The sequence below is a fragment of the Trichococcus pasteurii genome, from assembly GCF_900112935.1.
In the GTDB taxonomy this organism is placed as follows: Bacteria; Bacillota; Bacilli; order Lactobacillales; family Aerococcaceae; genus Trichococcus; species Trichococcus pasteurii.
Window position 1 is genome coordinate 34,636 of sequence record NZ_FONM01000010.1, and the last position, 24,848, is coordinate 59,483.

21 protein-coding genes are annotated in these 24,848 nt (G+C 50.4%); 5 read left to right on the top strand and 16 right to left on the bottom strand.

Features of this window, described 5'->3' with window-relative positions; genetic code table 11:
• Nucleotides 1-411: 411 nt before the first annotated feature.
• The 13 genes from BM184_RS09410 to BM184_RS09470 all read right to left on the bottom strand — a co-directional run bounded on the left by BM184_RS09410 (nucleotide 412) and on the right by BM184_RS09470 (nucleotide 13,755).
• The gene (locus tag BM184_RS09410) at nucleotides 412-1,323 is read right to left on the bottom strand and encodes an AEC family transporter (RefSeq protein WP_086943629.1); all 912 of its coding nucleotides are present in this window, start codon (nucleotides 1,321-1,323) and stop codon (nucleotides 412-414) included.
• Between the two features lie 199 nt (nucleotides 1,324-1,522).
• A complete protein-coding gene (locus BM184_RS09415; protein WP_086943628.1) occupies nucleotides 1,523-2,341 on the bottom strand; it encodes a carbonic anhydrase in 819 nt (272 codons plus the stop codon).
• A 191-nt stretch (nucleotides 2,342-2,532) separates the two neighbouring features.
• Entirely contained in the window at nucleotides 2,533-3,876 is a 1,344-nt protein-coding gene (gene bioA / locus BM184_RS09420) for an adenosylmethionine--8-amino-7-oxononanoate transaminase (RefSeq protein WP_086943627.1), read from the bottom strand.
• Nucleotides 3,877-3,886: 10 nt separating this feature from the next.
• Nucleotides 3,887-4,579, bottom strand: coding sequence for a dethiobiotin synthase (gene bioD / locus BM184_RS09425; RefSeq protein WP_086943626.1), 693 nt, complete (start codon nucleotides 4,577-4,579; stop codon nucleotides 3,887-3,889).
• Nucleotides 4,572-5,543 (bottom strand): biotin synthase BioB, encoded by a 972-nt coding sequence (gene bioB / locus BM184_RS09430; RefSeq protein ID WP_086943625.1) that lies wholly within the window; start codon nucleotides 5,541-5,543, stop codon nucleotides 4,572-4,574. Before bioB ends, bioD begins: the two co-directional genes overlap by 8 nt.
• A 19-nt stretch (nucleotides 5,544-5,562) precedes the next feature.
• Nucleotides 5,563-6,168: a biotin transporter BioY gene (locus BM184_RS09435; protein WP_218151016.1), complete on the bottom strand. Its 606-nt coding sequence runs from the start codon at nucleotides 6,166-6,168 to the stop codon at nucleotides 5,563-5,565.
• Nucleotides 6,169-6,424: 256 nt separating this feature from the next.
• Nucleotides 6,425-7,405 (bottom strand): LacI family DNA-binding transcriptional regulator, encoded by a 981-nt coding sequence (locus BM184_RS09440; protein ID WP_086943623.1) that lies wholly within the window; start codon nucleotides 7,403-7,405, stop codon nucleotides 6,425-6,427.
• A gap of 313 nt (nucleotides 7,406-7,718) precedes the next feature.
• Nucleotides 7,719-9,044, bottom strand: coding sequence for a DEAD/DEAH box helicase (locus BM184_RS09445; protein WP_245830770.1), 1,326 nt, complete (start codon nucleotides 9,042-9,044; stop codon nucleotides 7,719-7,721).
• Nucleotides 9,045-9,119: 75 nt separating this feature from the next.
• Nucleotides 9,120-10,127: a Gfo/Idh/MocA family protein gene (locus tag BM184_RS09450; protein WP_086943622.1), complete on the bottom strand. Its 1,008-nt coding sequence runs from the start codon at nucleotides 10,125-10,127 to the stop codon at nucleotides 9,120-9,122.
• Nucleotides 10,128-10,283: 156 nt separating this feature from the next.
• Nucleotides 10,284-10,985, bottom strand: a complete 702-nt coding sequence (locus BM184_RS09455; protein ID WP_086943621.1) for a DNA-3-methyladenine glycosylase family protein — start codon at nucleotides 10,983-10,985, stop codon at nucleotides 10,284-10,286.
• Between the two features lie 72 nt (nucleotides 10,986-11,057).
• On the bottom strand, nucleotides 11,058-11,774 hold the full coding sequence (locus BM184_RS09460) for a CPBP family intramembrane glutamic endopeptidase (protein WP_086943620.1): 717 nt from the start codon (nucleotides 11,772-11,774) through the stop codon (nucleotides 11,058-11,060).
• 83 nt (nucleotides 11,775-11,857) lie between these two features.
• The gene (locus BM184_RS09465; RefSeq protein WP_086943619.1) at nucleotides 11,858-12,736 is read right to left on the bottom strand and encodes an aldo/keto reductase; all 879 of its coding nucleotides are present in this window, start codon (nucleotides 12,734-12,736) and stop codon (nucleotides 11,858-11,860) included.
• Between the two features lie 140 nt (nucleotides 12,737-12,876).
• The gene (locus BM184_RS09470; protein WP_177208616.1) at nucleotides 12,877-13,755 is read right to left on the bottom strand and encodes a metallophosphoesterase; all 879 of its coding nucleotides are present in this window, start codon (nucleotides 13,753-13,755) and stop codon (nucleotides 12,877-12,879) included.
• A 242-nt stretch (nucleotides 13,756-13,997) separates the two neighbouring features.
• Between BM184_RS09470 and BM184_RS09475 the strand changes: the two genes are divergently transcribed.
• The 4 genes from BM184_RS09475 to BM184_RS09490 all read left to right on the top strand — a co-directional run bounded on the left by BM184_RS09475 (nucleotide 13,998) and on the right by BM184_RS09490 (nucleotide 18,217).
• Complete coding sequence (locus tag BM184_RS09475) at nucleotides 13,998-15,485, top strand: DUF1538 domain-containing protein (protein ID WP_086943617.1); 1,488 nt, start codon at nucleotides 13,998-14,000, stop codon at nucleotides 15,483-15,485.
• Nucleotides 15,486-16,151 (top strand): P-II family nitrogen regulator, encoded by a 666-nt coding sequence (locus BM184_RS09480; protein ID WP_086628607.1) that lies wholly within the window; start codon nucleotides 15,486-15,488, stop codon nucleotides 16,149-16,151.
• Nucleotides 16,152-16,604: 453 nt separating this feature from the next.
• Nucleotides 16,605-17,495 (top strand): transporter substrate-binding domain-containing protein, encoded by an 891-nt coding sequence (locus BM184_RS09485; protein WP_086628606.1) that lies wholly within the window; start codon nucleotides 16,605-16,607, stop codon nucleotides 17,493-17,495.
• A 41-nt stretch (nucleotides 17,496-17,536) separates the two neighbouring features.
• Nucleotides 17,537-18,217 carry an amino acid ABC transporter permease gene (locus BM184_RS09490; protein ID WP_086628605.1) on the top strand — a complete coding sequence of 227 codons (681 nt, stop codon included), beginning with the start codon at nucleotides 17,537-17,539 and terminating at the stop codon, nucleotides 18,215-18,217.
• Between the two features lie 159 nt (nucleotides 18,218-18,376).
• On the opposite strand, the gene acnA is transcribed toward BM184_RS09490, so the two are convergent.
• Nucleotides 18,377-21,070 (bottom strand): aconitate hydratase AcnA, encoded by a 2,694-nt coding sequence (acnA, locus tag BM184_RS09495; protein WP_086943616.1) that lies wholly within the window; start codon nucleotides 21,068-21,070, stop codon nucleotides 18,377-18,379.
• Between the two features lie 130 nt (nucleotides 21,071-21,200).
• Between acnA and BM184_RS09500 the strand changes: the two genes are divergently transcribed.
• The gene (locus tag BM184_RS09500; RefSeq protein WP_086943615.1) at nucleotides 21,201-22,109 is read left to right on the top strand and encodes a LysR family transcriptional regulator; all 909 of its coding nucleotides are present in this window, start codon (nucleotides 21,201-21,203) and stop codon (nucleotides 22,107-22,109) included.
• A gap of 3 nt (nucleotides 22,110-22,112) precedes the next feature.
• Here BM184_RS09500 and BM184_RS09505 read toward each other — a convergent pair whose 3' ends face one another.
• Both BM184_RS09505 and BM184_RS09510 read right to left on the bottom strand, forming a co-directional pair.
• The gene (locus BM184_RS09505) at nucleotides 22,113-23,489 is read right to left on the bottom strand and encodes a CitMHS family transporter (protein WP_086943614.1); all 1,377 of its coding nucleotides are present in this window, start codon (nucleotides 23,487-23,489) and stop codon (nucleotides 22,113-22,115) included.
• 29 nt (nucleotides 23,490-23,518) lie between these two features.
• Complete coding sequence (locus tag BM184_RS09510; RefSeq protein ID WP_086943613.1) at nucleotides 23,519-24,655, bottom strand: 2-methylaconitate cis-trans isomerase PrpF family protein; 1,137 nt, start codon at nucleotides 24,653-24,655, stop codon at nucleotides 23,519-23,521.
• Nucleotides 24,656-24,848: the final 193 nt, after the last annotated feature.

Consider the following 24,848-nt stretch of genomic DNA (forward strand, 5'->3'; position numbering starts at 1 on the left):
TTTTGTATTATCAGGGATAACGGTGCAAATAATTGCGCCGCTATCCCAATATTTGCTGATGCCTTTCATTTATGAAGGTTGTTCCAGTATGCCATGGAATCCGATTATAGGGTAACACTTAAATGATATATTCAGTTATAGGTTGATGTTATATGTTTGTGCTGCTGGCCAGGTTGGCCGGAGCTGAACGATACGTGCGGCGCCCTGCTCCGGCGAGGGGGTGCTCACCGGAGGACGACAGTAACATCTTAGGGCCAACTTCGGCGAGCGCCCCCTCATCGGAGGAAAAGAGGCATATGTTGACCGAACTCCGGCGTAACCTGCGTTCGACGGAGGAAACAAATTCCGCCCAACAAAAAACCACCCGCTACACAAGAACGGATGGTTTTGAATTTTTTTCATTTGACATTTTTATCCCATGACCGCCAAAACGAGCGGCAGCGCGAAGATTCCGATCAGGATGGAAACGGAATTCATGAAGGCGGAGGTTTCGACGTCCCCGCCTGCTTCGTCGGTGAATCCGGTCGCCATGGATGCGATCGGCGAAAAGAACAGCATGCAGAGGATCGTCTTCACGACCATTGATACCGGCAGGAAGAGCACGGTCAGGATGGAGAAAATCAGCGAAAAGCCGTAGCGGATGGCCAAGTATTTGAAGGCCAGCTTGAAGCGGTGCGCATCCAAGCCCAATTCCAAACCGATTCCGATCATCAGCATCGCCAGGAATGTGTTGGCGCCGCCCACCGTGGACGTAAAGGTGATGACCTCATCCGGTAATTGCAGCCCGAGGAGGCGCATCAGCAACAGGATCAAGTATGTATCGAACAACGGCGAAAGAAACATGAGTTTGAGGAAGCCGCCTAAGGTTGTTTTTTGCTTCTCATCCGCAACAGAACGGGACCAACCATAGCCAATTCCGGCAGCTCCGAATGAATTGCCGACATCGAAAAGGGATGCGAAAATGATCGACTGCGGGCCCATCAATCCGGCGATATATGGCATCGCAAAGGCCCCGACATTGTAGCTGCCGAGGTTGATGATTCCGAAAGCCTGCGCTATACCGCCTTTCCGTTGGTTCACCAGATAGCCGGTGATTTGCAGGATCAAGTTAGCGAGGAGGCCGATTGCGGTCAAAAACAGCAAGTTGGAGGTGATGTCGAACGTGTTGAAACTGGTGATCAGTGCGCAGGGCAACGTGATCCGCAGTACGATTTTCGAAAATTTCGGAAAATCAGCTGCGCTCACCCACCCGATCCGTTTGATGACGTAGCCGATCACGATGATCAAAATCAATGATGCGGCTTTTGCTGCTATTTCCCCCATTACGTTCCCCCTGCTCGCGTTTTTCCTTAATTATAACAAAAAAATGCCTTCGCATATGTTCTTTCTTTATTTTGTAATCGCGTTACCGATTCCTTTGCATCCTCTATCAGAGCATTCAAAAAAGTTCCGCCCGCACCAATATGAATCGGGGGGACGGAACTTTTTCAGCCAAGGCGATCAAATCGCCAAAACAGGCTCGTTATTCTTCATATTTCAGAACGGAACGCTCGCCCAATGGTTGGACCTCTCTGTTGTTGCCTTCATAGTATTCGTTGAAGGCTGCAATTTGTTCCGCGGAAACTTCCACAGGGTTCGCCATCACGTACCACTCGACATTTTCGGTCAGCGGCGGTGTCGTCAAGGAACCTAGGTAATGGTAGTAGCTTTTGTTGGCTGGAAGTAGCTCGGCAACGTTCAGGCTGAGGCCGCTCGCAACGTCTGATTCTTCGTTTGCCTGCACATCATCCAGGATCGCCTGGAAGGCAGCGTTCTCTGTTCCTTCTTTAAAGAAGACCGCGATGACCGCCAAGCGTCCGTCCTGTGCCTTGTGGACAAAATGCAGTTCGATCGGGAAACTTTCGCCATCCACTGTATGCTCGCTCGGGGAATGCAGATGGAATTGCGCCAGTTCAAAACTGCGTCCGGCAATCGTCGCCTGCCCGCCGTCCTCGATTTCGATGCTGTGCCCGTTGTCGACCACATCGATGATCTCTTCCGCATAGTCCAACGTCAGGGAGCCATCTTCGACCATCGCTTCGGCTGCACTCGTTTCGATATTGATCGGGGATTGCATCTCGCCGGATTCGAAGTCCCACTCATCCTGGTTCTCGTAATCCAAATACGCTTCAGTTGCTGCTTCGGTTGTTTCTTCAACTACCGCTTCGGAAGTCTGTTCCGTCGTCTCCTGCACGCTGCTGTCCGTTTCCGCCGTTTGTTCTTGGCCGCAGCCGCTCAATCCCAATAAGGCGAACGCCCCCAGAACCGCCAAATATTTTTTTAATCCTTTTGCATCATTCATTTTTCGATCTTCCTCCTCTAACGCAATATCCATTTATTATATAATAATCCGCAATTAAATTATCGAATCAATCGAGAAAAACAATAAATCAATAGAGAATCCCTTTCGTGCCCTATGTTCAAAAGGATATTGCGATGAGAGGACTGGCGGGGCTATCCCGTCCCATGTGCGGTTCCGGATGTCGTCAACAGCTAGTTGCCGAGGATTTCCGCGATGGCCTCGGCGCAGATAACGACTGCTTCATCCAGTTCGGCTTCGGTTATCGTCAGCGGCGGATTGAAATAGAGCACATTGCCGAGCGGGCGCAGGATCAAGCCTTTCTCCAAAGCCTTTTTGTAAATCTGATAGCCGATCCGCAGATCCGCGTCAAACGCGGTCTTCGCCTGCTTGTCGGTCACCAGCTCGATGGCATGGATGAGGCCGATATGGCGGATTTCGCCCACGTTCGGGTGGTCCAGCAGCGTTTCGTTCAGACGCTTGGTCAGATGTTCGGCGCGGACGGCGGCTTTTTCAAGGATCCGCTCTTCGCGGAGCACCTTCTGGACCGCCAGCGCCGCTGAGCAGCCCAGCGGATTGCCGCTGTAGGTGTGGCTGTGCATAAAGGCCTTGCCTTCGCTGTATTCGGCGTAGAAAGCATCGTAGATTTTGTCCGTCGTGATCGTGATCGCCATCGGCAAGTAGCCGCCGGTGAGCCCTTTGGAGACGCACATGATGTCGGGGCTGACGCCGGCATGGTCGAAGGCGAACATCTTGCCGGTCCGGCCGAAACCGGTCGCGATTTCGTCAGCGATCAGCAGGACACCGTAAAGGTCGCAGAGTGCACGCAGTTTTTTCAGATACAGCGGCGGATAGATGCGCATGCCCGCGCTGCCTTGCACCAAAGGCTCGACGATCATGGCGCAGGTTTCGTCACCGTAGTCCGCAAAGGCTTTTTCGGCATAAGCAAAACATTCGCAATTGCAGCTGTCCCGGTTTTGCTTGAACGGGCACCTGTAGCAATCCGGCGCCTCGATCTGGTTTGTGTCCATCAGCATCGGCTTGTACATTTTGGCGTACAGATCCATGCTGCCGACAGCCAGCGCCCCCAAGGTTTCGCCGTGGTACCCTTCGGTCAAGCACATGAATTTTGTCTTCTCCTTGTGGCCGGTCTGGTATTGGTACTGGAAGCTCATCTTCAGCGCGCATTCCACAGCCGCAGATCCGTTGTCGGAAAAGTTGAACTTCGAGAGTCCGGCCGGGATGATCTCCATCAGCTGTTCGCACAAAGCGATCGCCGGTTCATGCGAAAAGTTCGCGAAAATCACATGCTCCAGCCGGCCAATCTGGTCGATGAGTGCTGCGTTGATCGTTGGATTGCAATGCCCCAGCAGGTTGCACCACCACGAGCTGACGATGTCAAGGTACGCTTTCCCTTCCTTGTCGTAAAGAAACACGCCTTCGCCCCGGTCGATGATGACCGGCTTGAGTTCCTCATAATCCTTCATCTGCGAGCAAGGGTGCCAGATGTATTTCAGGTCCTTTTCGACTAGATCCATCCGACAGCCCCTATCCATACAATCCGGCCAGTGTCGCCGCATCGATGGCGATGGCCGCTTCATCCTTTTTCACACAGGCAATGACGGGCACGCGGGTGAGAATCTCGACCATTTTCTTGTTGTCGCGCATCACCGCATCGGCCGCGTCGTAGCGGTTCAGGATGATCCCCTTCACCGGGATGCCGCGCCTTTTCATGTAGTCGACCGTGAGCACAGTCGCATTGATTGTGCCGAGGCCAGCATCAGCGACGACGAGGGCGCTCAACCCCAAAGCCGTAATCACATCCTCAAGCAAAAGCTGCGCATCGTCGTCGTAGCGGAGCGGGCAGACGATGCCGCCACTGCCTTCCATCGTGACGTAGTCGTATCGGGCCAGCGCCTGTTGATAAGCGGCCATCACGACAGCCATTTTGACGGGATTGCCCTCCAGCTGCGCGGCCAAGTGCGGCGAGACAGCCTTTTCGTAGACGTAGGAAACGAAATTTCCCGTTTCCTCTTCGGCTATTCCCGCAACATCCGCGACGTAGCCAGCATCCCCGGCGCGGAAGCCTGCCGCTGTCTTTTCGACTCCGCTGAGCGCGGCCTTGTAATATCCGGCGGAATGACCGGCTTCGCGCAATTTTTTGACGATCAGCGCCGTGACATAAGTCTTCCCGACATCCGTCCCGGTCGCAGTGATGAACAACCCTTTCCCATCAGTCATCGCGCAGTACCACCTCGTAACCGAGTTCGCCCAGCATGCGCATGTCCTGTTCGATCGTGATGCCGTCCGTCGTCAGCATATCGCCGGAAATGGCCGCATTGGCGCCGGAAAGGAAGCACTGCCTGCCTTTATCCGCAAGCAGCCCCCTTCCGCCGGCCAAGCGGATATAGGCATCGGGAACCAGCATCCGGAAAATCGCGATGATGCGAATCATCTCGGCGTCGCCGACGACTTCGTTTTCTTCGAATGGCGTGCCCGGAATGGGACTCAGCAGGTTGACCGGAATCGAGCGGATGCCCATTTCGCGCAGATCAATGGCCATATCAATGCGGTCCTCCATCGTTTCGCCCAAGCCGATGATGCCGCCGCTGCAGACGGTCAGACCAGCCTGTTGCGCGGCGCGGATGGCAGCGATTTTGTCGTCGTAAGTATGGGTCGTGCAGACATTCGGGAAGTTCCGCCGCGAAGTTTCCAGATTGTTGTGGACGCGCGTCAATCCGGCCTGCTTCAGTTTGGCGAATTCCGGTTCCTCCAAAAGTCCGAACGAGCCGCAGAGCGCGATGTCCGATTCCTTTTGGACTGCTTCCAGGCTTTCGCAGACCCTGTCCACTTCCTTAGGGGACAAGGCTCTGCCCGAGGTCACGATGGAATAACGCAGCACGCCGCGCTCTTCGTTGTATTTCGCCTGCTCGACGATCGTTTCCGATCCGATGAGCGAGTAAGCATCCACTTTCGTGCGGTAATAGCGGGATTGGGCGCAGAACTTGCAGTTTTCCGAGCATTTTCCGCTCTTGCCATTGATGATTGTACAGACGTCGAACACATTTCCGCAGAAATGCGCGCGCACCTCATTGGCGGCTGCGCAAAGTTCTTCGAGCGGCACTTCCGTCAAAGTCATGGCTTCCTGCTTGGTGAGGCGTCCGCCGGCGTAAAGCTTGTTTTTGATTGCTTCCATTGTCGTCATTTTCGTAGTCCTTCCTTTCCTAGAGCCCTTTTCTGATGACCGGGATCAGCCGTTTGCCGAGTGATGCTCCCAGGAAGCAGAGCGCGATGTCACCGGGCACTGACAAAACGAAGCCGTACAGGAACAACGGTCCCATCGCGATCGGGGCACCGATGACGTAATTACAGATGATGTAGTAATAGATCAACCCAAACACATACACGATGCCCAGACCGGTCAGGCTGGCCAATAGCAGTCGATTGAATGATGGTTGTGCCACCTTATGCGCGATCACGCCTGTCACATAAGTGCCGACGCAAAAGCCGATCAAGTATCCGAAGCTCGGTTTCAGGATATAGCCGATGCCGCCGCCTTCAGCGAACACGGGCAAGCCGGCCAGACCCATCAGCAGATAAAGCGACACGCTCGTTGCCCCGAGCCTTCCACCCAATAACACACCGGCCAGCATCGTGAACAGGAATTGCAGCGTGAACGGCACGACCGGCACCGGCACGCGGATAAAGGCGCCGACTGCGATCAGGGCGGCGAACAAGGCGCACAGGACCATCTCCTTCGTAGTCAGTTTGCTGCTGGCTCGCTCTTCATTTTTTACGGATAAAATAGTCTCTTTTTCGCTCATCATCATTCTCCATTCGTTCTGATATTGTACTTGCATCAATAATTACATAGGCGGAAAACTATGTCAACCACATAAATTCAATGGGTAACAATGAAAAGGAATGAGAAAACGTACACCTCTTACGATTTGGGTGTTATTGGAGCGGTTGCACAGATTTGCACTTTTTCTGTTTTTAGCGTACGAACCAAAAAAAGACCCGTAAGCAAAATTTGCTTACGGGCTTTTAATTGTTGAAATCTGTTGCTAGTCGTATAGGCTGGGGCTATTCTTTTCTCATTGTCGATTCCCGGATCAACAGCTCATTGTCCAGTGTTTGGATCTGGGCGACTTCTTTTTTCAAAATCAATTCCATCAGGATTTTCGCCGCCAATTCGCCGGATTCCATGAACGGATAATGAACCGTGGTGATGCGCGGATAGACCGCCTCGGTGATTTCGTAGCCCCCGAAGCCCGCCAAGGAAAGCTGATCCGGTATTTCGATCTGCAGTTCGTGGGCCGCGCGCATGATCCCGATCGCGATATTGTCGGTCGCGCCGATCACGAAGGTCGCTTTTGATTGCGGCAGGATTTCCAGCGCCTTTTCGTAGGCGTCCTTCATGGCAAAGCTCGTTTTGACAAAAGTATAGTCGATGTCGTGGCCTTCGAAAGCCCGCTCGATGCCGTTGCGCCGGGTCACCCCGACCGCCTTATCGGATTCGTCGACCCCGAAGACAAGGATGTTGTTGTGCCCGTTCGCCACCGCATAGGAGCCGACCGAATGGCCCGCCTTTTCGTCATCATGGATGATGCAGTGGAAATCGGGATGCGATTGCCCGACGATGACGACAGGAACATCAGCATCTTCGAATGCCTTCACATGAGCCGGCGTGATGGCCGCCGCGAAGAAGACGATGCCGTCGACGCGCTGCTTCGCCAAGGTGGAGATGGCTTCAATTTCGCGCTCGCGGCTCTGATCCGCATTCGTGATCAACAATTGGTTTTTGGAAAGGCGCAGGCTGTTCTCCAAGCCCCGCAACGCTTCATTCGTCGCAAAGGAATTCAGACGCGGAATGATCGTCCCGACCATGTGCGTTCGCTTCGCTTTCAGGCTTTGGGCAAATTTATTCGGTTTATAGTCGTTCTCGGCAACGATTTCATCCAGTTTCGCCTTTGTTTTTTCGCTGACCGCCCCGCCGTTCAGATAGCGGGAAACGGTGCTCTTCGCCACACCTGCCATTTTGGCGATGTCATTGATGGTGACCATAATTAGCATGCACCCCTTTCTTGTGTTGCATAGCGGACTTTGTTCCGTATCCGCATACATATTCGTTCTCTGTCTTTGATTATACAGGTGCGCGGGGTTCGCCGCAACGGACCGGGGAAGGAAATCTGCCTGTTGGGACTAGCGAACGCGCGAGTGGACGCAGTTCGCAGCGCTGTCCTCCGGCGACCGTCGGCTTGGCCGGAGTTCCCGTCTGCTTTCCGATCGAACAAAAAAATCCGCACGCCGCCGCGGACAGCCCCAGCAAGCGCGGTTTCGGGCTGTCCTTCCGGCAGAATGCGGAAAGTTTTCCAGTTTATTCTGTTGGCTTTTGTTCTGTTGGCTTGCGGCGCGCACCTTTGTTTTTCAGCGTCTTGGTGCGGACTTTTTTCTTTTTGATTTTCTTGGCTGGCGCTTGCGGGGACGCCTCTTCCTCTTTCAAGGCAGCTTTTTTCTGGATTTTGGCTGCTTTGGCTGCGGCCGGTTTCTGCGCATCGCGGATGGCGTCACGTGATTCGCGGCTCGGCAGTTCGTTGACGAGCTCACCGCCGTAGATGAAGAATTCTTTTACTTCATCCGGATGCGGTGCGAAGCGTTTGATATCGCGACTGTTGCGGTCATTTACGAGTGACAGCACGACCCCTTTTTTGCCCATCCGGCCCGTACGTCCGGAGCGGTGCAAGTAGGTTTCCTTCGAAAGCGGCAGATCGTAATGGATGACGTAAGGCAGATCCTGGATGTCGATCCCGCGGGCGGAAACATCCGTCGTCAGAAGGAAAGTCGCGTTGCCTTTGCGGAATTCTTCCATAGCGCTCTTACGCTGTGCCTTGCCGTAATCGCTGTGCAGCATGCGGACATTGATGCCCTCGAACTGCAGTTTTCCCGCCAAATAATCAAGTTCTTGCGTAGAATTCACGAAAACGAGCGCCTGCATGCCTTCCAAGTTGCCCAAACGGCGCAGCATTTCCGCACGTTTACGCGTCGGCGCCTCGATGAAGCCATGGACAGTCTGGTCCATGAATTGGCCTTCTTTGGTCGTGTCGAACCAAAGCGGCTCCGTATTGAACCATTTCTGGATATCCTTCAGGTTTTCGCTGTTCGTAGCCGAAAAGAAACCCATCTGGCGGGCACCCGGCATTTTTTTGATCAATTCGCGCAAAGCACTCAGATGCTCTTCCTGCATCAAGTAGTCGGCTTCATCCAAGATGACCGTTTTGATGTTGTGCAGTCTGAGTTTTTTCTGGTTGGCCAATTCCAGTAATCGTCCCGGTGTTCCGACTACGATTTCCGGTTTTTCCTTCAGCTTGTCGATCTGACGGCCCACGTTCGCGCCACCGATGATCACTTGCGCGGTCAAGTCCTTCAGGGAACCCCATTCCGCCAATACGTGCCCTACTTGGTGCGCCAATTCCTGCGAAGGCACGAGCACCAACAATTGCAATTCCTTGTTGGCATCCGTTTTTTGCAGCAACGGGATAGCATAAGCCAACGTCTTGCCGGTACCGGTCGGCGATAGGCCAACAACATCCTTGCCTTCCATCAATGGCTTGAAGACATTTTCTTGGATCGGCGTCGGCAGCTGAAAACTCATCTCGTTCCAGTATTTCTCGAATGGCATTGCCATTTCTTCCATCATCATCATTTATTTCCTCATTTCTTATAATGCAGCCTGTTTTTAGGCTGCGGTGCATACCTCGCGCGGAAGCATCCGTCCGACCTATGCCTCATCTAAATCCGCTGGGTAAACGATGCCTGCTTTTTTACGCAGAGCTTCCATTGTCCGGTTGACGTCTCGGCTGATCTGCGTCCAACGTTCATAGTCTTCTATAGTATCAGGATTTTCCGGATCATTCAAGACGCGCGCGAATGCACGGACCTCATCATCCATAAAATGTCCGGATGCTTTTTCGGCCAATTGGTACCGTTCGTTGGTCTCGCCGTCCACCAGTTCCACCGATTGGATCAAATTGACCCCATCGAGAATCAGTGTTTTTTTGGCACTGTATATTTCTGAATCGGCGAAGGAATTGTAAATTTTTGACGTGTGCAGGCTGGCTGTGAAATACGGATATTTCAGCAGCATCGTGCCGGCTCCGTCAACGCCCGTCTGGATTTTCTTGGCGGCATAATCGACTTCCTCTGGCACACCGAACCATGCGATGGCAGCATACAGCAAGTACACGCCCAAATCGGAGAGTGCCCCACCGGAAAAATTCAGTGAGAAGATGTTCGGTTCCTCGCCGGCCAAAACCTGGTCGTAGCGGGAGGAATATTTGGCATAAGTGAAGCTGGCGCCGTCGATTTCGCCCAATTTGGCGATTTCATTCTTGACCAGCGCGAAGTTCGGTTCATGCAAGTGGCGGGCGGCTTCAAACAGGAAAACATTGTTGGCTTTCGCTGCGGAGAAGGCTGCCTCCCATTCCTTCGTGTTCGAGAAGATCGGCTTCTCCACGATGAGATGCTTGCCGTTTGCGATGGCCGACATGGCTTGTTCAAAATGGAGGCTGTTCGGCGATGCGATATAGATGGCATCCACTTCCTCCAAGGCTGTGAATTTGTCCAATTCCGTGACGAACAGGTCCGCACCGTAGCCTTCCCCGAAACTTTGGGCGTTGAACTGGGTGCGGCTGTATACCGCTTTTATTTCGAATTGTCCGGATGCTTTTGCTGCTGTGGCGAATTCATGCGCGATGCTGCTCGTTCCGATGATGCCTAATCTGATCATGGCTTTATCCCCTCACTCGTTGTTTTCTTTTGAACATTCTATCCCTATTCTACACTAATCGGGGTCGGATTGCTTAGCGATACCACCTTTTTAGGGCACAAACCGCATCAGAAAAGAAAAAAGCATCCCGATGCAGCTGGGATGCTCTCCTCATATTTATAGCAGTTGCTTTTCCGCCCGTTTCAGCTCTTGGCGCTGCTTCAGTCGTTTCTTCTTTTCGGCTTCCGACAGCGGCGCGTAGTCCTTCAGATCCGGTAGGACGCCGACGGACACTTCCCACAGATAGAGGCTCGCGATCGAACCGTACGGCGCGTAACGCCGTTTGTATTTTTGGAACAATGGCTTCGTGATTTTGCGGTGATGGTACACCATCCGCAGTCCGCGATGAATGGCGAGGTCATCCCAGCTCAGCACATCCTGACGCCCCATCGAAAAGATCAGCAGCATCTCGGCTGTCCATTTGCCGATGCCGCGCAGTTGCGACAGTTCGGCGATGACTTCTTCATCGTTCATGTCCTTCAGCGCCTCCAGATTGCATTCGCCGGAAAGGACTTTTTCAGCTGCTTCACGGATATAGGTCGCTTTGCGGGTCGACAAACCGCACTGCTGGATTTCTTCGACGCTCACTCGGCAAAGATTCTCCGGTGTGATTGCCCCGAAAGCGGCAAGCATCCTTTTCCAGACGGTTTCCTGGGCCTTCATCGAAATCTGCTGGCCGACGATATTGTTGATGAGCGCCGAAAAGAGATCCGCATCGATCGGCCTTTCGATCGGCCCGATCCGGTCGATGATATCCGCCAAGATCGGATCTTTGGCCTTCAGATAGCGGATTGCTTCTTCGTCATAATAAAAATTCATATAATCCACCCTTGTTCTGCATATTTACAGCCATTATATCATTTTCCAGGCAGCCACACAGTAACACTACCTCTAGTTCTCAGTAACGACCCGCGAGAGATATAACGCATATCCCACAGATATGAACACCATCACGAGGCTGCTGACGAGCTGGACGGATCCATTTCCTTCCACTGCAAAGAGGCTCGTTGCGTTGATGAATGCGTGCGCAATAATGCCCGGCCACAAGCTTTTTGTCTTTATGAACAGTACCGTAAAAAGGAAACCGATTGCGCTCGCGTAACCGATCTGCAGCAACGTCGGAAGAAAATCCGCCCCGTTCAGCAGGTTTACGATATGGCCCATCCCAAATGTGACGCTGGAGATGAGCGTTGCCGAGCGGATGCTTTTCCTGGATAAGGCTTTAAACAGAAAGCCCCTGAAGATGACTTCCTCAAGGAATCCGATGAACAGCATACTGGCAATGAATAAGGCCGTTTCAAGGAAAGAATGTTCAAAGACGGCGCCGTTCCAAAAATTGGCTGTCGACAGGACCAGCAGCGGCAAAAAATACAGATACTTACGGAAATCGATAGATGTGATCCGCCGTAGCCCGTAGTACTGTTGCAGCTTGTTCTTCCGGATCCATCCGTAAAGAAAGAAACTCAACACTAGCGCCACAGGTAACGTGATCACTTTCAGGATCCCGATCTCTTCGGACAGCCCATCGGCGGCGCTGATGCTTAAGACATAGACGGCAATCCAGATCAGAGCAAAAAACAATTCATTTTTCTTGTAGAAATTTTGCATTCAGCACGTCCTTTTTTTAAACAATGTTCACATCCAAAAAAAAGCTGGAGACCCGGAAGCCCCCAGCTTTAATTTGATTGGCATCACTTGATGTTATGGGTGTCGACCCCGATTCTCTTGCCGAGGTTGTGGTCTTGGTGCCCCTTCACGAAGTTGCTGTCTTTCTTGATGCGGGTGATTCTCTCCAATTCCTCATCCGTCAAGGTGAAGTCGAACAGATCAAGATTATCTTTCATGCGGTCGGCATCCTTCGTTTTCGGAATCGGAATGATGTCGCGCTGCACGGCCCATTTCAATACGATCTGAGCCGGCGTTTTGTTGTATTTTTCAGCGATTTTCATGACTTTTCCGTCATCCAATACTCTGCCCTTAGCCAATGGACTGTAAGCCATCGTCATGATGTTGTTGTCGTAGCCGAAATCGTCCACTTCCTCCATGAGATTGAACGGATTGATCTCCAATTGGTTCACGACTGGTTTGATGCGGGAATTCTCCAACAAGTCCTTCAGGTCTCCGCGCATGAAGTTGGAGACACCGATGCTGCGGACGATTCCGGAATCCTTGGCTTCCTCAAGGGCTTTCCAAGTTGCTGCTGTCACGCCTTCGTCAGGGTTTGGGAAGTGGATCAGGAACAGGTCGATGTATTTTAGTCCGAGACGATCGTAGCTGGCACGGATAGCATCTGATGCTTTTTCATATCCCATATCGTCTTTACCGAGTTTGGTCACGACAAAAATATCATCTCTGGAAATTCCTGCGTTGATGGCTTTATGGATACCGCGGCCTACGCCGACTTCATTTTCGTACATGCTGCCTGTATCAATCAGGCGGAATCCGCGCATGATGGCCATGAAGACTAACTCCTCAGCTTCATCATTACTCACGCCCCATGTGCCGTATCCAATACCGGGGATTGTAAAACCGTCATTCAAAGGCATTCTATCCATTGCGCTCTTTACCATGATAATCCACGCTCCTTCTACTTATTACCTTAAGTGTAACGCAATTCCGTCAGAAATACAAAAATTATTAATGCGCTTTCATAACAAACCTGAGGGAAAAATTTTCCCTCTCCACTTTCAGAAAATCAAAACGGGTGCGTCTACAAGATTTCTGAAAGGGAGCCGTTCGTCAGAGTCACGACAATCAACTCCGGACGGTTGTTGATGCGGAACGGGAAAGAGGATCCGCCGAGACCGCGGCTGACGACCAGTTTCTTTTCCGGGTCCGTGGGCAACAAATATACCCCATCAGTATGCTGCGGCATCCTTCCTTGTCCCGGTGCATATAGTCCGCCCAGTCTAGGGATGCGGATCTGGCCGCCGTGCGCATGGCCGGCAAACGTGATGTCAGCTGATTTTTCCGGATCGATATGGTACTTCAGGAAATATTCAGGTCGATGTGCCAGCAGAAGGCGCGTTTGGCCTTGCCAATCTTTTCTCAGCCGGATCTTCTTCAGGAAGTCTTTCGTGATTTTTTGGATGGCCGAGCTTTTGTCGCTCAATCCCATGATCACGACAGGCTTTCGTCCCTTTGCAAGGACACTGATCGCTTCATCGTCCAGATAGCGGATCCCTGTTTTCTTGTACAGATCCAACGCAATCTGGAACATCGGCGAATGACGGTCATGGTTGCCGTTGATGGCATAGGTCGGCGCGATCGCCGCCAATTTCCGGAACAGTTTTTCCACAACCGATGGGTCAAAGGTATCATTGCCTTGGATCTGGTCGCCAGTCAGGAAAATGAAGTCCGGATCCGCTTCTTTGGTCATGCTGACCAGCTTGTTCAGATCGATTTTCTCTTTCGGCAGATGGAGATCGGAAATCTGAACGATCTTCAGCCCTTCGTTTTCCGGCGCAAGGTTCTTTACCGGAATCGTGTACTCGGTCTTCTGGATCCACGTGTTTTGGAGATGAAGATAGGCCGCCGCGCCAGCCAAAACGGCAGTCTTCAGCAGGCTTTTGTTTTTTATGTTCATCATAATCATCCTTCTTGAAACCCTATTGTTTCCTTTATTCTAATGCTTTGGGGCGCTTCCGTCAAAATAAAACGACTGGCTCTTGCGGCCGGCGGAGCCAGCAGAATTTTCTGGAAGAATAACTATATTGCCTGATCCGCTACAAAATAGTCCGTTTCACTTCCTATTTAATAGTTGGCATGTTATGTTTTATGTATGGATATTACTCTTCAACATTATAACATCAATATGAAAGGATTGAATCTATGCGTATATTTACAGAAAAATTAAGGGAAGTCATGCAGTCGGTGATGCCGATCACGCTGCTGGTCGTCCTGCTCCACTTTACTTTGACTCCGCTCGAGACGATTGACCTGCAGCGGTTCCTGTTCGGGGCGCTGCTCATCATCATCGGCTTATCCATCTTCCTTTTCGGAGTGGACATCGGCATCACGCCGATCGGGAAATTCCTCGGGAAAGGCTTGGCCCGCAGCGGCAGCATGAAATACGTGCTTGGAATGGGGCTTGTACTCGGTTTCTTCATCTCGATTGCGGAGCCGGATCTGCATATTTTGGCGGCGCAGGTTTCCGAGGTCACGAACGGCATGTATCCGAAGAATATGCTCCTGCTTGTCGTTTCCGTCGGCATCGCCGTGATGCTGACGATTGGATTGTTCCGGATCGTTTACCGCTATCCGCTGAACAAGACGTTCACGTTCCTCTACCTTGCCATCTTCGGCTTGGCTTACTTCAGCACGAACGACCTGTTCGCCATCGCTTTTGATGCATCGGGATCGACTACCGGCGCTTTGACCGTGCCCTTCATGTTGGCGCTGGCTGTCGGGGTCGCCTCCCTGAACCGGCGGACGCAATCAGCGGAAGAGGACAGCTTCGGCTTGGTGGGGATCGCCTCAGCCGGCGCCATTCTGGCCGTATTAATCCTGGGTTTATTCGTCCGTTCCGACGAACCGCTCTCGGGATCGATGCCTACAAGCTCAGCTACGGTGACCCACTGGCTTGCGCCATTCCTGCACGAACTGCCGAAAATCGCGGGCGAAATCCTGTTGGCCGTTTCGCCTATATTGATCATATTCGTGCTCAATCATGTTTTTTTCGCTGATGAGAAGCTTTCGAAACGCGCATTCCGCCGAATTTTCTTGGGGATGGCTTATCTGTTCGTCGGACTGGTCCTTTTCCTGACCGGCGTGAATGCCGGTTTCATGGAAGTCGGGCGCAAGCTCGGCATGCTGATCGCTGGGATGGACAGTTCCATTCCGGTCCTGATCGTCGGTTTTGTGCTGGGGGTATTGGTCATTTTGGCGGAACCTGCGGTATATGTATTGACGCATCAAATAGAAGATGTTACAACAGGGTATGTAAAGCGCGGTATTGTACTGGGATTCCTGTCCATCGGAGTCGGGCTCGCCGTCCTCTTGTCGGTCGTGCGTGTGCTCATCCCTTGGCTGCAACTGTGGCACTATCTTGTCCCCGGCTATCTGATCATCCTCGCCCTCTCCTACAAAGTCCCGAAGTTGTTCGTCGGGATAGCCTTTGATGCGGGCGGCGTCGCTTCCGGGCCGATGACGGCCACTTTCATCCTGGCGTTCATCCAAGGTGTCGCGGAAATCACGCCGGATGCCAACGTGCTCTTGGAAGGCTTCGGGATGATCGCAATGGTGGCGATGATGCCGATCATCTCGCTGCAATTGCTAGGCGCCATCTACCAGCGCAATAGTGTAAAGGAGGGTCTTTAAATGACCAAACAAGTTGAAAACACAAAATTCTACGACGTCATTTTTGTCGTCGTCAACATCGGCAAAGCCAGCCGGGTGCTTGAGGAAGCGAAGAAATGCGGCATCACCGGAGGAACCATCATGCATGGTTCCGGCACGGTTTCCAGCACTTTATTGCGCACAATCGGTTTTCATGAAGTAAAAAAAGAGATCCTCTTTATGGTCTGCGCTCGTGAAAAAACGCAGCCTGCCATCGAACACATCAGCTCACTCTTCCATTTCGAGTTGCCGAATCGCGGCATCCTCTTCACGAGTCCGGTTTCGCATCTGCTGGGCACTCACGGCGAACGCCTGCACATGGATGAACAGGAAGCCCATCTGCTGGCCGATCACGAAGTTTTCTTCACGCTCGTCGCCGCAGGATTGGGAGACGAAGTCGTCGAAGCTGCAGCAGCGGCAGGCGCACGCGGCGGCACCCTCTTCCACGGTACCGGAGCCTTCGCAGAAAAATGCCGAAAAGTGTTCGGGATCGAAGTGGATGCCGGCAAAGACATCATCATGAACCTCGTCACCTCCGCTGTCGCTCCGGCGGTGGAAACCGCCATCGTCGAGCAGATGCAACTGGATGTGCCGGGTAATGGCATCCTGTTCAGTTTCGATGCCGAAAATGTGCGCGGGGTGCGTTAAGAAAAACACGATTTGATAGACAAACTTAATGGACCCGGATTGGTGTTTGATGCCGATCCGGGTTTTTGTTTTGCATGCGGTGCTGGATCATATTCTGGTTGTCCGATTCTTCGCGGTTATCAGACAACACCGCTATATAGCTTGTTCCGCTTGTCCGATTCTTCCCGGTAATCGGACAATCCTAAACATTTTTTGTTTTCAGTAACTTTCGTTGCATATTGCGAAGGCTGTTCCCCACTTCACAATCTGTTTTGCGAACTGTACCAACATCCCAAGCGAATGTTCGGAACCACATAACAAGACATGTTCATTTTGTTCAATCTTTCCGATGAAAATGATTTATAACAGTTTTTAAAACTGTATTATTTTTATAGATAAAACGGTTGCTTTCATCCCTGATACGTGCTATCTTATGTCTAGTTCTTATTCGAGGAAAAAGGAGAGGTTTCACGGATGGTAAAGAAAAAGAGAGTTTTATTTGGCGGTTTGACAGCATTACTAGGTTTGACTTTGGCGGCCTGCGGGAGCGGCGAAACTGCCGACAGCAGCGCTACTGATACAGCAGTATTAACTGATTCAGAAACAGCATGGGACAAGATCGAGGAAGCCGGGGTTTTGAAGGCAGCCACTTCCGGAACGCTTTACCCTAATTCTTATCACGACAAAGAAACCGACGAATTGACCGGTTACGAGGTGGAAATCCTCCGTGAAATCGCTGAGCGCATCGGCGTGGAAGTGGAATTCACAGAAATGGGCGTGGACGGTATGCTTACTTCCGTCAACAGCGGCGCAGTGGATGTTGCAGCATTCGGGATCGACCGCAATGGCGAAAATGCCGACAAATACAATTACACAACTCCATACAAATATTCATTCGGTGCCATGGTTGTCCGTGAATCCGATAATTCCGGCATCGAAACGCTGGAAGATTTGAAAGGCAAAATCGCTGCCGGTGCGGCAACGACGACTTACATGAAAGTCGCGCGTTACTTCGGCGCGGAAGAAAAAATCTACGACAACGCGACAAACGATATGTACCTTTCGGACGTTGCGAACGGACGGACCGACGTTATCCTGAACGACTACTACGCACAAAAACTGGCGACTGCCGCTTTGCCGGATATCCCGGTAAAAGTGCATGACATTTTCTACAACCCATCCGAAACTAATTTCTCCATCAAAAAAGGCAACGACGAATTGACCGAAAAATTCAACGAAGCATTGGACGAAATGCGTGCTGACGGCACTTTGGCGGAATTGTCGAAACAGTTCTACGACGGCGCGGACGTAACCGTACAGATCGAATATGATTTCCCTGTGATTGATGTAAGCGACGTAGAATAGAAACATGAAGTAAATACGTAGAACAGAAAGGTGGGCAAGACATGTCAGGCATCCAATGGCAGTATATCTTCAATCCGGAGTTGGCTCTAGAAAGCCTTCCGTACGTCCTGAAAGGGATGGGCTATACACTTGGAATCGCGTTGACCAGCATGGTGAATGGCACGCTGCTTGGCTTTGTTCTTGCGATGCTGCAGTTGGCCAAGTTGAAACCACTACGCTGGCTAGCGCGGCTCTACATCTCCTTCATGAGGGGAACCCCTACTTTGGTCATTTTGTTCCTACTTTACTTCGGCTTTCCGTTCATCGGCATCCAATTCACTGCAGTTACGGCGGCCATCATCGGCTTCAGCATGAGTTCAGCCGCCTACAGCGCGGAAATCATCCGCTCATCATTGAATTCCGTCAATCACGGTCAATGGGAAGCGGCTTATGCGCTGGGGCTGAAGTGGTCGTTCATCATGCGGAAAGTGATCGTGCCGCAAGCGCTGCGGATCGCCATCCCGCCGATGAGCAATGTGCTTTTGGACCTGATCAAAGGCTCGTCTTTGGCGGCGATGATTACCGTTCCGGAAATGTTCCAGAACGCCAAGATTGTCGGCGGCCGCGAGTTCGATTATATGACCATGTACATCCTGGTCGCGCTCATCTACTGGGCGGTCTGCAGCGTCTTCGCTGCTTTCCAGACACGTATCGAGAAGAAATTATCTATGTATGTGGAATGACAAAAGAGGCAACCTCATTTTTTTTGAGGTTGCCTCTTTTTCAGTTTAATACGCAAAAAGCAGGCTGTTACGGGCCTGCTTTTTGCGTATTCTGGAAGCCGGAGTCGGGGCCGGCTCCTTCTATTTATCGATTACTCGGAATAGCATGTTAAGAAAAGCTTATTTGATCTTGTTTCTGAGCACCATCGGCAAAATCCCTTTGTTGCGGTAGTAGTCGATTTCGATTTCAGAATCCAGCCTTGCGATTGCTTGGAATGTTTTTTCCGTTCCATCCGCAGCTTGCGCTGTCACAGTGATCACTTCATTCGGTTTTACCTCATCCGTGATTGCGATCGCGTACTCTTCCAAGCCGGTCAATCCCAGCGTGTCCGCATCTTCGCCTTTCAGAAATTCCAGTGGAAGCGCACCCACCATGATCAGGTTGGAGCGGTGGATCCGTTCGAAACTTTTCGCGATGACCGCATCGACGCCCAACAGTCTGGCGCCTTTTGCCGCCCAGTCACGGGAAGATCCCATCCCATAGTCGTCGCCGGCCAGGATGACCAATCCCGTGCCATCTTCTTTATATTTCACGCTGGCATCGAAAATCGGCATGATTTCATTGGTCGGGATGTATTTGGTGAATCCACCCTCCAGTCCGTCAGCCAAAGCATTTCTCAGGCGGATATTCGAGAAGGTACCGCGCACCATCACTTCATGGTGTCCTCTTCGGCTTCCGTATGAGTTGAAATCTTTCGGTTTCACGCCATGCTCCATCAGATATTTTCCGGCAGGAGACTTCATTGCGATCGCCCCGACAGGTGAAATATGGTCGGTTGTGATCGAATCCTGGAATCTCCCTAAAACGCGCAATCCTTTCAGGGTCGTAATCGGCTCTGTTTCCAATTGGAAGTTTTCGAAGTATGGCGGATTTGCGATATAGGTCGAATCGGCATCCCAATCGTAGACTGGTTTATCTGCAGATTCAATTTTGTTCCACAAGTCGTTTGAATCGAATACAGAACGATATTCTTCTTTGAACATATCCGCCAGAACCGATTCATTCACAACTTTTTGGACTTCTTCGTTGCTCGGTAAAATGTCCTTGAAATAGACAGGCTGGCCTTCTTTGTCTGTACCGATCGGGTCAGTGGCCAGATTCACTTTGACATTTCCTGCTAAAGCATAGGCGATGACCAAGTGCGGCGCTGCCAGGTAGCCAGCTTTCACTTCCGCATGGATGCGTCCTTCGAAGTTGCGGTTACCGCTCAATACAGCCGAAAGCAGGATGTTGCCCTCTTTGGCCGCTTCGCTGACTTCCGGTCTCAGCGGTCCGGAGTTGCCCACACAAGTCATGCAGCCGTAGCCGATGATATTGAAGCCCAACGCTTCCAGATAAGGCAATAAGCCCGATTTTTCATAATAGCGCGCCGTCACTTTCGATCCCGGCGACATGGATGTTTTGACGTAGCGTTTGACTGACAGGCCTTTTTCAACCGCATTTTTTGCCAACAAAGCCGCGCTGAGCATCAGGTACGGGTTGCTAGTATTCGTACAGCTTGTGATGGCTGCGATCGATACGGCTCCGTTTTCCATTTCTTCTTGATAGCCGTCTTCATAAGTGATGGTAACTTTATGGTCGATATCGGCTGCATCCAACCCGTAGCCTTGATTTCCCATCGGCGCGGCGTATGCCTCTTTGAATTTCTGGCTGACATCGGACAGTTTCACTAAGTCCTGCGGTCTTTTCGGACCGGCCAAGCTTGGTTCCACTGTTGAAAGGTCGATTTCGATCAGTTCGGAGTACTCTGGTTCGATTGCATCATTGTAGTAAAGGTTGTTCGCTTTGACGTAGGCTTCGATCCTGTCGACTTTCGCATCTTCCCTACCAGTGAAGCGCAGATAGCCCAATGTTTCGTCATCAACCGGGAAGAAGCCGCAGGTCGCACCGTATTCCGGCGCCATGTTGGCAATGACAGATCTGTCGGCGATCGTCAGGTTTTTCAGGCCGTCGCCGAAATATTCGACGAATTTCCCGACTACTTTTTGCTCACGCAACACTTGGGTCATTTTTAAAGCCAAGTCAGTTGCCGTTGCCCCATTTTGCAGTTTGCCTGTGAAGCGTACGCCAACGACATCCGGCATCTGCAGGTAGCACGGTTGACCCAACATGCCTGCCTCCGCTTCGATACCGCCGACGCCCCAACCAAGGACACCCAAAGCGTTGATCATGGTCGTGTGTGAATCGGTTCCTACCAAAGTATCCGGGTAGAGGATGGTTTCCCCATCGGTTTCGGCTTCCTTGACGACATCCGCCAGGTATTCCAAGTTCACCTGATGGACGATTCCTGTTGCTGGCGGCACGACACTGAAGGAATCAAATGATTTTTCCGCCCAGCTGAAGAATTCGTAACGCTCGCGGTTCCGATCGAATTCAATTTCCGCATTCATTCTGAAGGCATCATTGAATCCGGAGTAGTCGACTTGAACAGAATGGTCAATGACCAAATCCACCGGTATGTCCGGATTGATGATTGCCGAATCTTTGCCCAATTTATCGGTCACATAACGCAGGGCCGCCAAATCCACAATCGCCGCTCCGCCTGTCAAATCCTGCAGAATGACACGGGATGGTTTGAAGGGGATCTCAGTTTTCACTTCGTTTACAGGTTTCCAGTTGGCTAAGGACAGGACGTGTTGTTCAGTGATGACTTTGCCGTCCTCTTGTCGCAACAAGTTTTCCAGCAAGACACGGATGGAATATGGCAATTTGGCGATCGCCACTTGTCCATTTTCCAGTGATTTCAGATCGTAGTACTTATACTCCTTCCCATTTGTATTGATGGTTTTGATTGATTTCTGCTTGCTGTTCATAGTATAGTACCTCTCCAATTTTTAATTTCTTGTATTTACTTAACGTGATTGTATCCCTATAATAAACATAAATGAAATATATATTTTTTATGTATATCATAACCAAAACTTATGATAAGGGGATGATTCTATGGAAATGAAAGATATCGAATACGTGAAGGCGATTAACGACTGCGGCAGTTTGACAAGGGCAGCTGAGTCTCTTTACATCTCACAGCCCTCATTGAGCATGTACATCAAAAACATGCAGGCCCGCTTGGGATTTCCAGTCTTCAATCAAATCGGAAAGAAATACGAACTGACTTTCCTTGGTGAACGTTTTTTGGCTGCCGGAATCGAGATTCTGCGCATGCGCGAAAACTTTTACGATGAAGCTGCCCATATATTGGACAACAAAATCGGCCGTCTGCGCGTTTCCATTCCATTCATGCGCGGCTCCTATCTGGCTCCGGATATCTTGCCGAAGTTCAATGAAATCTACCCAAATATCGAAGTCGAATTGCTCGAAGAATCTTCCAAAGTTGTCGAAGAAAAAATAAACAACGGCGAAGCGGATATCGCAATCATGAATATGCCGCATCACGCGTTGAATTTGGACTTTGAAATCATCAAATCGGAAGAGATCCTGTTGGCTGTGCCCTCAGGACATCCTTGCATCAATCAAGGGAAGCCTAATCCGAAGAGCAGCTACCCTTCCATTGATCTGCATTTGTTCAAAAAGGATCGGTTCATTCTGCATTTCCCCGATCAGCGCACCGGCCAGATCGCCGAAGCGATTTTTGCGGAACACCATTTCGTCCCCAATAAAGTGACGCATACGCGGAATATCGAGACAGCAGTCAACCTGACGATGACGGGATATGGCATCTCTTTTTTGAATGAGACCCATATCCGTCACTTGAAATTCGGCAATGCCCCGCGCTTTTTCTCTTTCGAGGGTAAGCCACATTATGCCGATATGATTGTGGCTTACCGAAAAGGGCGAAAACTGCCTCCTTACATCAGAACGTTGATTGATCTTTGCCGGGAAGTCGTTTGATGATTAATTAAACAAGAAAGGCAACGGAATCGCACCGATCAGAATGGCGATGACTGTTTGGATCACAAAGCTTGGAAGACCCCATTTCAGGTATTCTTTTGAGTAATCGCCAAAGCTGACTTCTGTTCTGTCAACCAAAACATAAAGGAAGGCCACTAATGGACTTGCAAAACGGATGGCTTGACCCATCATGGAAGCGACACCGATTTCAGTCGGTGTTGCACCGTATTGATAAGCGATTGGTGCCAATACCGGCAGGATACCGAAGTAGAAAGCGTCATTTGGCAAGAAGAACAAACCAGGTAAAGAAATCAAAGCCAGGAAGAAAGGAATGTAGGCACCCATAGTTTCTGGAATCATGCCAGCCATTTGTTGTGCGATGGCTTCACTCATGCCGCTGCCGTTCAGAACACCCATGATGATACCTGCTCCATAAACCAAACTTACTGGACCTAATGCTTCTCCACCATTTGCGATCAGACGGGAAGACTGCAGATTCAACTGTCTGTAGTTGACCAGCAACGCGATGGCTGTACCAAGCACGAAGAGGATACCGCCATTGATGATGTCCATGATCAACATTGTCATGATTGCCGCTGTAAGAATAAAGTTGAACCAAATCAATTTAGGGCGTTTCAAATACGCATCTTTTTCGTTGATTTCTTTAATGATGTGTTCCAAGTCACTGTCATGGATGATGCCGCTGCCTTGAACGTAGCCCAGACGAGCACGCTCTTTTTTACCGTAGTAGTAGCACATATACAATGCCAGGATTGTTGCGCCGATCATACCCGGAATAACGGGTACGAAGAATTCCTTCGGTGTCAAGTTCAGCACCGGCATGGCACGCGCCATCGGGCCACTCCAAGGGACTAAGTTCATTACCGAGTTACAGAAACCGATGATTACCGCCAAGTAGAGCTGGTTCATCCTCATTTTCTTGAAAAGCGTCAGAACTGCTGTTGTTACGATCAAAACAGTCGTTGTCCCGTCACCATCCAGTGACACGATTAATGAGATAACACCAGTTGCGACACAAATCTTCATTGGATCGCCTTTTGCCCATTTGATCATCTTCGTAGCCAAGGGATCGAATAGACCGACGTCCAACATAACCGAGAAGTAAAGAATGGCGAACAGCAATAATGTAATCGTTGGGGCCACACCTTTACTGATAAGTGTCTTGTTCTCATCCAGCGAGTAATACAAACCTCCAAAAATCCAATCAAATACTTCCAAAAGTGGTGTTCCACTTATAAATGCTGCAGCTAAACCAAAAACGACGGGAACTAAAATTAATGCTGCAAAAGGTGACATTTTCTTGGTTAATAACAAAACCATGAAGGTAATAATCATTCCATAGCCTAACAACGCTAACATTTCAACACTTCCTATTCTTTGTGTTATTTCTATCCTTTGTAGTAGACTTTACCGACCATGATTTTTCGCGCGGTCCTGTGACTCGATACGGAGTCTATTTTTATCGTCCCATTTTCATTTTTGTACTTCATGGCAACCGAAATGATGCCGTCGCTGTGCCCAAGCACAAGCTCATTCTTCACATTTTCATTCCCCAGCACTTCATTCGGGATGGTGCCCGGAATCGCGCAGGCGGCGGCTGTACACAACGCCCCTGTCAAAGCGATGGTTTTGTGGGCTTTTTGCATGCTCATCATCCGGATGGAAAGGTCATATTCGGAAGCGTTTATTTCTTTTCCGCTATCCGTAATGAAATCCTGTGTTGATGATATGATCGTCATTTTGGGTACTCCTGGCGTCACCGTAGCGGCTGCTTCCCAATTTTCGGCCAAGCCCATTTTGACTGCTGCTTCTCCCCTGATTTTTTCCAACAGCACCAGATTGGCCGGGTCTGCGTCAATCATGGCCGCCGTCTCTGTTCCTGCAAAACCGATAGCTTCTGCTTTGACATACACCAGCGGGTTTGCTGCATCGACAATCGATACTTCGACTTCTCCGTAATCAGCAATTTTCAGCACGTCTTTGGTTTGCCCTGTCGGCAACAGTTTGCCGGTGAAGGAACCTTCCGGATTCAAAAACTCCAATTCGATCTTCGAGCCAGTTCCTGGAACACCTGAAATACTGAAGTCGCCTTCATAAGTGATTTCTCCGTTCGGCGTGGGGATATGCTCGTGAATGATTTTCTTTGTGTTTGTATTATATACTCTTACAGTCGTGATTGGGGAGGTAATATCCACCAGATTATTTTCAAGTGCGAAGACTCCTACTGCAGATGAAATGTTCCCGCAGTTCCCTGCATAGGAGACAAAAGGTTTATCGATTTGAACTTGCGCAAATGTATAATTGACATCCCAATCTTCGGTTGTTTCTTTTGAAATTATGGCGACTTTACTGGTTGTGGAGACTGCCCCACCCAAACCATCAATTTGGCGTTGATCAGGGCTGCCCATGATTTTTAATAGGATCTGATCACGTTCCTCTTTGTTTTCCGGTAAATCTTCTTCCATTACGAATGCACCTTTGCTTGTGCCACCGCGAAAGATGCTGCATTGTAGCTCTCTTAACATATCGTCCCTCCAAATGTTTGCGTTTTCATATATCCATGGATTTGTATTTATCCAGTTGAATCCTTATAGTAACAAGTTCCTATAGACTGCAGTTCTATTGATTGCTCATTACTCAACTTGATATCTGAAGTATAGTTTCTGGCTAGCCAAATATCCAATCAATCATTTTTATCCGAATCATAGGTTTAACTTA

Coding starts and splice junctions, on each gene's coding strand:
- BM184_RS09460 (WP_086943620.1), bottom strand. CDS start 11,774: ATGCAAAATTTCTACAAGAAAAATGAATTGTTTTTTGCTCTGATCTGG.
- BM184_RS09445 (WP_245830770.1), bottom strand. CDS start 9,044: ATGATGATGATGGAAGAAATGGCAATGCCATTCGAGAAATACTGGAAC.
- BM184_RS09435 (WP_218151016.1), bottom strand. CDS start 6,168: ATGATGATGAGCGAAAAAGAGACTATTTTATCCGTAAAAAATGAAGAG.
- BM184_RS09440 (WP_086943623.1), bottom strand. CDS start 7,405: ATGGTCACCATCAATGACATCGCCAAAATGGCAGGTGTGGCGAAGAGC.
- BM184_RS09415 (WP_086943628.1), bottom strand. CDS start 2,341: ATGAATGATGCAAAAGGATTAAAAAAATATTTGGCGGTTCTGGGGGCG.
- BM184_RS09450 (WP_086943622.1), bottom strand. CDS start 10,127: ATGATCAGATTAGGCATCATCGGAACGAGCAGCATCGCGCATGAATTC.
- BM184_RS09480 (WP_086628607.1), top strand. CDS start 15,486: ATGACCAAACAAGTTGAAAACACAAAATTCTACGACGTCATTTTTGTC.
- BM184_RS09410 (WP_086943629.1), bottom strand. CDS start 1,323: ATGGGGGAAATAGCAGCAAAAGCCGCATCATTGATTTTGATCATCGTG.
- BM184_RS09510 (WP_086943613.1), bottom strand. CDS start 24,655: ATGTTAAGAGAGCTACAATGCAGCATCTTTCGCGGTGGCACAAGCAAA.
- bioD (WP_086943626.1), bottom strand. CDS start 4,579: ATGACTGATGGGAAAGGGTTGTTCATCACTGCGACCGGGACGGATGTC.
- BM184_RS09505 (WP_086943614.1), bottom strand. CDS start 23,489: ATGTTAGCGTTGTTAGGCTATGGAATGATTATTACCTTCATGGTTTTG.
- BM184_RS09475 (WP_086943617.1), top strand. CDS start 13,998: ATGCGTATATTTACAGAAAAATTAAGGGAAGTCATGCAGTCGGTGATG.
- BM184_RS09490 (WP_086628605.1), top strand. CDS start 17,537: ATGTCAGGCATCCAATGGCAGTATATCTTCAATCCGGAGTTGGCTCTA.
- BM184_RS09455 (WP_086943621.1), bottom strand. CDS start 10,985: ATGAATTTTTATTATGACGAAGAAGCAATCCGCTATCTGAAGGCCAAA.
- BM184_RS09485 (WP_086628606.1), top strand. CDS start 16,605: ATGGTAAAGAAAAAGAGAGTTTTATTTGGCGGTTTGACAGCATTACTA.
- BM184_RS09500 (WP_086943615.1), top strand. CDS start 21,201: ATGGAAATGAAAGATATCGAATACGTGAAGGCGATTAACGACTGCGGC.
- acnA (WP_086943616.1), bottom strand. CDS start 21,070: ATGAACAGCAAGCAGAAATCAATCAAAACCATCAATACAAATGGGAAG.
- bioA (WP_086943627.1), bottom strand. CDS start 3,876: ATGGATCTAGTCGAAAAGGACCTGAAATACATCTGGCACCCTTGCTCG.
- BM184_RS09465 (WP_086943619.1), bottom strand. CDS start 12,736: ATGGTAAAGAGCGCAATGGATAGAATGCCTTTGAATGACGGTTTTACA.
- BM184_RS09470 (WP_177208616.1), bottom strand. CDS start 13,755: ATGATGAACATAAAAAACAAAAGCCTGCTGAAGACTGCCGTTTTGGCT.
- bioB (WP_086943625.1), bottom strand. CDS start 5,543: ATGACGACAATGGAAGCAATCAAAAACAAGCTTTACGCCGGCGGACGC.